4 protein-coding genes are annotated in these 8,431 nt (G+C 71.1%); 1 reads left to right on the top strand and 3 read right to left on the bottom strand.

Features of this window, described 5'->3' with window-relative positions:
• From HC022_RS01730 to HC022_RS01720, 3 genes are all read right to left on the bottom strand, one after another.
• The coding region (locus tag HC022_RS01730) for a type I polyketide synthase (RefSeq protein ID WP_167451098.1) at positions 1-4,611 on the bottom strand (4,611 nt) is incomplete at its 3' end.
• Positions 4,612-4,811: 200 nt separating this feature from the next.
• Complete coding sequence (locus HC022_RS01725) at positions 4,812-6,173, bottom strand: oligosaccharide flippase family protein (RefSeq protein WP_167451097.1); 1,362 nt, start codon at positions 6,171-6,173, stop codon at positions 4,812-4,814.
• Complete coding sequence (locus HC022_RS01720) at positions 6,170-7,030, bottom strand: glycosyltransferase family 2 protein (protein ID WP_167451096.1); 861 nt, start codon at positions 7,028-7,030, stop codon at positions 6,170-6,172. The genes HC022_RS01725 and HC022_RS01720 overlap by 4 nt, the downstream gene beginning before the upstream one ends.
• A gap of 148 nt (positions 7,031-7,178) precedes the next feature.
• Between HC022_RS01720 and epsE the strand changes: the two genes are divergently transcribed.
• Entirely contained in the window at positions 7,179-8,393 is a 1,215-nt protein-coding gene (gene epsE, locus HC022_RS01715; RefSeq protein WP_368484595.1) for an exopolysaccharide biosynthesis GT4 family glycosyltransferase EpsE, read from the top strand.
• The last annotated feature ends 38 nt before the right edge of the window (positions 8,394-8,431 follow it).

Raw genomic sequence — 8,431 nt, 5'->3', positions numbered from 1 at the left:
CTTGCCGCCGCCCGAGGCCACGACCGGCCGGCCGCAGCGGGCGCGGATCGCGTCGAGGTCCAGCGGCTCGGGCCGTGCCATGGGCAGCAGCGCCAGCGTCGCCTGCGCGGTCAGCGCGAACCCGCGCCGGGGCCCGAGCGTGGCATCGGCCAGCATCTCGAAGCCGTAGCCCTCGTCGCGCCGCGCCAGCCGCAGGCGCACGTCGCGCGAACCGCCCTCGGCCACCCGCAGCGGGCGCAGGAAGGCCATGTCGCGGATCTCGAATGACGGCGGCTCGCCCTGCGCGCGCAGCGCCTCCGCCGCCAGCGCGACATAGCCGGTGCCCGGCAGCAGCGCGTCGCCGGCCCTGGTGCGGTGTTCGTCGATGAACCAGTCCGCCGCCGAGTAGCGGGCGGTAAAGAGACGGTTGCCGCGCGCATCGAAGCTCTTGGCATCCAGCATCGGCACGCAGGCGGGCTCGACCGGCGCCGCGGGCACCTCGCCGCGACGGGCGGCGACCGCCTCGGCCGCCATGCCGACTTCGTTCCAAATGCCCCAGTTGATCGCCACGACGCGGGTCGCGCCGCCCGCACGGGACTGGGCGAAGGCGTTGAGATACTCGTTGGCGGCGACGTAATCGACCTGCCCCGCCGGCGCCGTCACCGTCGAGGACGAGGCGAAGAGCGCCATCCACTCGGTGCTGCCATCGGGGAAGACCTCGGCCAGCACCTGCGTGCCGTGGACCTTGGGGGTAAAGACGTCCTCGACCCCCGCCGGGGATTTCGACAGCAGCGGGCCGTCGTCGATCACCCCGGCGCCGTGCAGGATGCCGGTCACCGGGCCGAAGCGCGCCTCGACCGTCTCGCGCACCGCGCGCATCTGGCTGAGGTTGCAGACATCCGCGGCGAGGACCATGACCTCGGCCCCGGCCTGTTCCAGCGCCCGCACCGCGCGGATGCGGCGCGAGACCCGGTCCTGCGGCGCGTGGCGCAACAGGTGCTCGTCCCATCGTGCGCGGTCCGGCAACGGGCTGCGGGCGACCAGCGCAAGCCTTGCCCCACGCGCTGCGAAATCCGCCGCCAGCGTCAGCCCGATGCCGCCGAATCCGCCGGTGACGAGGTAGGTGCCGCCGTCCTTTGCGACCGGCGGGGCCCCGGGCAGTGCCACCGGCTTCATCACGCATTGGAAACGCCGCGGCCCGCGCAGCGCCGCGATGCCGTTCTTCGGCTCGGAGAGCAGCTCCTCGAGCAGCTGCAGCACCAGCCCGTCGAGCGCCGCCTCCCGCCGCGCCTGCGCCGAGTGCCGGGCGAACAAGCCGCCCTCCGCGGGTGCGGGCAGCGCGATGTCCAGCGTCGAGACGCTGACGCCGGGCAGCTCGCGGGGGATGACGCGGGAGGGCCCGGCGATGGTGGCCTTGGCGGGACAGGCGAAGGGCTCGTCACGCAGCCGGGCGGCGCCATTGGTCACCACGGTCAGGTGCAGCGGGCGCGGCAGGGTCTCGTCCGAGATCGCCTGCGCGAGGAACAACAGCGCGTAGAACCCCTGCTCCTGCACCCGGTGGAAGAAGCTCGAGCCGGGGCGATGGCTTTCGCCCTCGGTCACCAGCCAGAAATGCGCGATCCGCGTCGGCACGTGGCCGCACATCGCGAGATCCTGCAGCAGCAGGTCATAGCCTTCGCGGCCACGCTCGGGCGCCAACACATAGGAGGTGTCCGACAGCCGCGAGAAGCTGTCGCCCGGGCGCAGCTCGATCACCGTGTGGCCCGCCGAGGTCAGCCGGGCGGCGGTGCGCGCGGCGATCCCGCACTCGTCCATGAACATCAGCCAGGTCTGCGGCTCGGCGTCGGACAGCCCCTCCGCGACGTCGACCTCGATCTCGACGGCGCGGGGGCGCCAGACCGGCCTCCAGCCCCAGTCCCCCACCTCGTCGGTGCGCATGAGGTATTGCGGCGCGGGCTCGGCGCGGCTCTTGCCGGGCGCGATGAAATAGGGTGCGCGCTGGAAGGCGTAGGACGGCAGCACCACGCGGTTGCGCGGTGCATCGCCCCAGACCTGCCCCCAGTCGAACTCGGCGCCCAGCGCCCAGAGCCGGCCCAGCACCTCGAACATGTGCCTGTCGTCGGCGATGTCGTCGTCCCGGTGCCGCAGCGACGACAGCACGTTCTGGCCCGGCACCTCGGGATGCCGCCGCGCCAGCGACGACAGCGCCCTGCCCGGCCCGACCTCGAGGAAGATGCGGTTCGGCGCCGCCAGCGCCCCGATGCAATCGGCGAAGAGCACCGTGCCGCGCAGGTGCTCGACCCAGTAATCGGGCGAAGTCGCCTGCGCGTCGGTCATCAGTGCGCCGGTGCGGTTCGAGGTCAGCGGGATCCGCGGCGGGTTCAGGTCGATGGTGACGAGGTAGGCGCGGAACTGCTCGAGGATCGGGTCGAGCAGGCGGCTGTGCGCGGCGATGTCGATGGTGATGCGCTGGTGGTCGATGCCCTCGGCCACGAGCCGGTCCTGCAGCGCGTCGAGCGCCGCCTGCGGGCCCGACGCCACCGACAGATCGGGGCCGTTCACGCAGCCGAGGTCGAGCGCCTCGCCAAGCATCGGACGCAGCCGCTCGGAGGGCAGCGACACCGACAGCATCCCGCCCGCCGCGACCGTGTCCATCAGCCGCCCGCGCAGGTGCACGAGGCCGATGCAATCCTCGAAGCCGATGACGCCCGCGACACAGGCGGCGGTGTTCTCGCCCATCGAATGGCCGGCCAGCGCGGCGGGTTCGATGCCCCAGCTCATCCAGAGCTGCGCCAGCGCGTATTCGGTGATCATGATCAGCGGCAGCTGCAACGACGGGCGGGTCAGCGCCCGGTCGGCCTCCGCGTGGTCCTCTGCGAGCCAGAGCGCGCGCACGTCCTCGTCCGAGATCTCGGCCAGCGCCCCGAGCCCGCGGTCCATCCATTCGGCGAAGACCGGCTCGGTCTCGTAGAGATCGCGGGCCATGCCGGCGTATTGCGCGCCGCCGCCGGGGAACAGGAAGGCGACGTCGGGGCGGTCGAGCGCGGTATGGGAATGGACCCGGCGCGGGGTGTTCTCCTCGAGCAGGCGCGCGGCCTCCTCGTGGCTCTCGGCCACCACCACCCGACGCCGGTCAAAGGCCCGGCGGCCCGCGTGCAGGGTCCAGGCCACGTCCGCCAGCGGCTGCTCGGGATGGGCGCGCAGATGCGCCGCCAGCCGTGCCGCGCCCTCGTCGAGCGCCGCCTTGCCGCGCGCCGAGAGCGTCAGGATCTGGAACGGCCAGTCGCTTTGCGCCGAAGGCCTGGGCGCGGGCGCCTCCTCGAGCACGACATGGGCATTGGTGCCGCCGACGCCGAGCGCGTTCACCCCGGCGCGGCGCGGATGGCCGCGCGACGGCCAGGGCGTCAGCCGGTCGTTGACCACGAAGGGCGAGCCGTCGAAGGCGATGGCCGGGTTCGGCGCCTCGTAGCCCAGCGACGGCGGCATCTCGCGCGCCTCGAGCGCGAGGGCGGTCTTGATCAGGCTCGCGACCCCCGCGGCAGTGTCGAGATGGCCAATGCTGGTCTTGACCGAGCCGATGCGGCAATGGCCGACACCCGTGCCACTTTGGCGGAAGGCCTGGTTGAGCGCCGCCACCTCGATCGGATCCCCGAGATAGGTGCCGGTGCCGTGGCATTCAACGTAGTCCACCGTGTCCGAGCCGATGCCCGCCACCGCCTGCGCCTCGGCGATGGCCTGCGCCTGCCCGTCCACCGAGGGCGCGAGGTAGCTCGCCTTCTGGGCACCGTCGTTGTTGACCGCGGTGCCCTTGATCACCGCCCAGACGTGGTCGCCATCGGCCAGGGCATCCGCAAGGCGCCGCAGCACGACGACGCCCGCGCCCGAGCCGAACACCGTGCCCTGCGCGCGACGGTCGAAAGCGTGGCATTCGCCGTCCGGCGACAGGATCTCGTTCTCGCGGTAGAGATAGCCCCGCCGCTGCGGCAGCTCGATGGTCACGCCGCCCGCCAGCGCCATGTCGCATTCGCCGTTCAGCAGCGCCTGGCAGGCGTAATGTGTCGCGACCAGCGAGGTGCTGCACGCGGTCTGCAGGTTGATCGACGGCCCGTGCAGGTCGAGCACATGGCTCAGCCGGGTGGTCATGAAATCCTTGTCGTTGCCGGTGTGGCGCAGCAGGAACATGCCGGTGGTCTCGACCAGATCCGGGTTCGAGCAGACGTTGAAGTAGAAATACGACCCCATGCCGCAGCCGGCGAAGACGCCGACCTGCCCGTCGAAGCTTTCGGGCACGTGGCCGGCGTTCTCGAGCGCCTCCCACGCGGTCTCGAGGAACTGGCGGTGCTGCGGATCCATCACCGCCGCGTCCTTGGGGGAGAAGCCGAAGAACTCGGCGTCGAACATCTCGAAATCGTCGAGCGGGGCGGCGAAGGGCACGTAGTCCTTGTGACGGATGAGGCCCGGATCCTCGCCCGCGTCGAGCAGCTCGGCCTCGGTCAGGCGCCGGATCGCGCTGCGCCCCGAGCGCAGGTTGTCCCAGTAGCGCAGGATGCTGTCGGCGCCCGGCAGATGGGCAGCCATCCCGACGATGGCGATGTCGTTCTCGCCCGCCTCGTACTGCCTCTGAACGCTCATGACCGCCTACCCTGCCACATACCACGAAAGCTCCCGTAAAGGACCAATGGGGAAAAAATGCGGCGCTTTTTAGTTTTCGCGCGGGTCCCGTGCTGCGCCACAGGGCGCGGCGCCGGATCTGGCCCCCTGCGCGGGCCGCGAGCCCCCCGACGGGGCGGAGGTCGTCCCACAAGGCCCGGAGACCCCGCCGCCGCCCAAGCTCACGACGCGACCAGCGCCATGATCTCGGACCAGTTCACCGCCACCGCGATTCCCGAGAGCACAACCGCCGCCAGCGCGTAGACCGCATCGTGCAGCGGGTCCCACGCACCCATGCGCCGCGCCAGCCAGACCACCACCGGGTAGGCCAGCACGTAGGCCGCCGCGAGCCCCAGCAGCGCGCCGAGCAGCCCGGCGATCTCGAGCCCCGCGATGATGCAGCCCACCATCAGCACCGCCCGCGCCAGCGCCAGCACGAAAAAGGTGCGGCTGTCACCCGCCGCCAGCGCCGCCTGGTCGTAGGTCTGCACGATGATCTGGGGCATCTGCGCGCAGGCCACGATCACCACCACCGCCCCCGCCAGCGCGTAGCGCGGGTCGTAGAGCAGGTCGACGAGCCCGTCGCCCACGATGGCGAAACCGCACACCAGCACCATCAGCACAAGGGTCACGAGGAAGCGCATCTTGCGCAGCCGCAGGAAGTTCGCGCGGCTCTCGCGCGGGGGCGTCTCGCGGTAGATCGGGATCAGGATGCGGCGGGTCACCATACTGCCCAGCAGCATCGGGAAGGCCGCAAGGAAATAGCCGATGTTGTAGATCCCCAGCAGGTCGAGCGAGAGGTACTTGCCCATCAGGATCTTGTCGCCCTGGCTGAAGAAGAAGCCGCAGACCGTGGAGAGAAAGATCCACTTGCCGAAAGTGACGAGCTCCGAGGCGGCGGCGGGCTCCCAGCGGAAGCGGTTGCGCTCGCCCGGGAGGAACAGCGAGTTGATCGCCACCTCGGTGACCGCGGCGATGAGCCCGCTGAGCACCAGCGCCCAGACCGAGCCGGTGACCCAGGCGAGGATCACCGCGCTGACCACGCCGATGGTCTGGGTGACGAAATCCAGAAGCGTGAGCCGCCCCACCAGCAGGTGGCGGTTGGCGGTGTCCATGCGCGTCGGCCGGAAGCCGGTGATCAGCAGCGCGAGGCTCGCCACCGGCAGGATGTGCAACAACTGCGGCTCATCGTAGAACAGCGCCATCGGCCAGGCCAGCGCGCAGCCGAGCAGGAACAGTCCCGCCCCGCGCAGCGCCTGGATCGTCCAGGCGGTGTTCAGGAAGTCGCGCTCGTCGCCGCGGCGGCTTTGCAGGATGGCCGGGGCGACGCCCACGTCCGAGAATTGCTGCAGCCCCATCATGAAGACCGAGACCAGCGCCATGAGCCCGAAGGCCTCGGGGAACAGCAGCCGCGTGAGGATCAGGTTCGACCCCAGCCGCAGCGCCTGGCTGAAGCCGAAGCCGCCGACGGTGAGCAGCGACGAGCGCATGACCCGCGCGGTCAGCGAACTGCCGTTGAAGCGGTGAAGCAGCGCCACCGTCATCGGCCACGGCTCCAGCCGTCCGGCGCCGGGCGCAGCCGCACCGCCAGCGCGACGCCGGCGTAGACCGCAAGGCCCAGCGGGTCGCGCAAGGCCATCGAAAGCGTGTGCCGCGGCGCCGGGCGGGGCTTGTCGTCGTTGCGCAGGAGCTCGGGGAAGCGCGCGCCGATCTCGGCGACGCCGGCGTCCTGCCGCTGCCGCACCCGCACGAGGTTGTCGAAGCCCTCGGCGATCGGCCAGTCATAGGATGCGGGCACGGCCAGCCGCTCGGCCGGGGTAAAGGTCAGGCGTACGAAGGTGTCGTCCGAGATGATGTCGGGAAAGGCGCCCCAGCGCGCCCGCCCGGCGGCATTGACCGCGAAGACGCCGCAGCCCGGCACGCATTGCGCCATGAACGGCACCTGCCGCCAGATCCGCGCATAGCCGCGCGACAGCCAGCCCCGCGCCGAGATCCCGACCCGGCCGCTGGCATAGCGCGGCACCTCGGTGTCGAGAGCGGCGTGGATCTGGGCCAGCAGGTCGGCGCTCACGGTCACGTCGGCGTCGAGATAGACCCGCACCGCCCCGCGCGCCGCCGCGTCGCCCGCGTTCAGAGCCCCGGTCTTGCCGCCACGCGGGCGCTCGAGCACCTGCAGCGACCAGCCCCGCGCGGCAAAGGCGTGGGCCTCGGCCCGCGCCCGGTCGGCGGTGTCGTCGCGGCAGCCGTTGGCGATGACGATGACCTCGACCGGGTTCCTGTGTGGCCAGTGCGAGGCGCCGAGCGCACGCAGGCAGGCCCCGATGAGCGCCGCCTCGTTGCTTGCCGGTAGGATCACCGAAACGGCGGGCGTTCCGGCATTCTCGTGCAAACCCTCAATCATTCGTACCAATGCCGCCACACATGAGCGGTTTCATCGCCCGCTATGCCACGCCGTGTCATCAAACTATGGCCAAAAAAAGAAATCGCATGGAAGTTGTCGAAAAAGCCGGACAGATTGCGCCGGATAACCAGACGGCGGGGGGAGACGCGTGTCGCATAAATTGCGGATCGGCTATGTCGTGCCCCAGTTTCCGGGGCAGACCCACATCTTCTTCTGGCGCGAGGTCCGCGCGCTGGAGGCGATGGGGCACCAGGTGCATCTGCTGTCGACCCGCATGCCGCCCACCGGGCTCATCGCCCATGACTGGTCAGACGACGCGATCACCCGCACCACCTACCTCGGCGACAGGCGCCCGCTGCCGGCGCTCCGGGCGCTGGGGTCGCTGCTGCCGCAGGGCCTGCCGCTCTGGATCGCGCGCGAAGGCGTGGGTTTCGGCAGGGACGTGGCGCTGACGCTGGCCGCGGCGCAGGCGCTGACCGACCATGCTGCACAGCACCAGCTCGACCATGTGCACGTGCATTCCTGCGGCCGCGCCGCGCTGATCGCGGCGCTCGCACGGCGCCTCGGCGGGCCGCGCTACTCGCTGACCCTGCACGGGCCGCTCCCGGATTACGGCCCCGGTCAGCGCTTCAAGTGGCAGGGCGCCGCCTTCGCCACGGTGATCACCCGCAAGCTGCTTGCAGAGATGCAGGAGGCGATGCCCGACGCCCTGCCCGAGCGCGTGGTGGTCCGGCCCATGGGGGTCGATGTCGACATGCTGACGCGAAACACGCCCTACCTCGGGCCCGAAAAGGGCCGGCCGATCCGGCTGTTTTCCTGCGGGCGGCTGAACGTGGTGAAGGGCCATCAGGACCTGATGTCGGCGGTGCGGCAGTTGCTCGACCAGGGCGTCGACGTGCGGCTCGAGATCGCGGGCGAGGACGATGCCGGCGGCGAGGGCTACCGCAAGGAGCTCGAGGCGCACCTCCGCAAGCTGCGGCTGCAGGACCACGTCAAGCTTCTTGGCGCGATCGACGCCGGCGCGGTGCGGGCCAAGCTGATGGCGTGTCACGTCTTCGTGCTGGCCTCGTGGCACGAGCCGCTGGGCGTGGCCTACATGGAGGCGATGGCCTGCGGCGTGCCCACCATCGGCACCGACGCGGGCGGGGTACGCGAGCTGATCGACGACGGCCACACCGGCAAGCTGGTGCCGCCCAAGGACCCCACGGCGCTCGCCCGTGCGATCCGCGAGCTGGCGCAGAACCCCGAGAGCGCGCTGCGCTTCGGCGAGGCCGGGCGGGCCTGCATCGAGGCCAACTTCCGCGCCAGCCTCGGCGCCGAAACGCTGGTCTCGGAGATCCTCGCAGCGCAGGAACGGGGCTGAGGAGGCGGGCCTTCCCAGCAACAGCACGCGGGGCCTCG

The organism is Salipiger sp. HF18, assembly GCF_011806505.1.
Taxonomy (GTDB): Bacteria; Pseudomonadota; Alphaproteobacteria; order Rhodobacterales; family Rhodobacteraceae; genus Salipiger; species Salipiger thiooxidans.
The sequence above is the reverse complement of the archived record's forward strand: the minus strand, read 5'-3'. Positions and strand labels throughout refer to the sequence as shown.

Coding starts and splice junctions, on each gene's coding strand:
- HC022_RS01725 (WP_167451097.1), bottom strand. CDS start 6,173: ATGACGGTGGCGCTGCTTCACCGCTTCAACGGCAGTTCGCTGACCGCG.
- HC022_RS01720 (WP_167451096.1), bottom strand. CDS start 7,030: ATGATTGAGGGTTTGCACGAGAATGCCGGAACGCCCGCCGTTTCGGTG.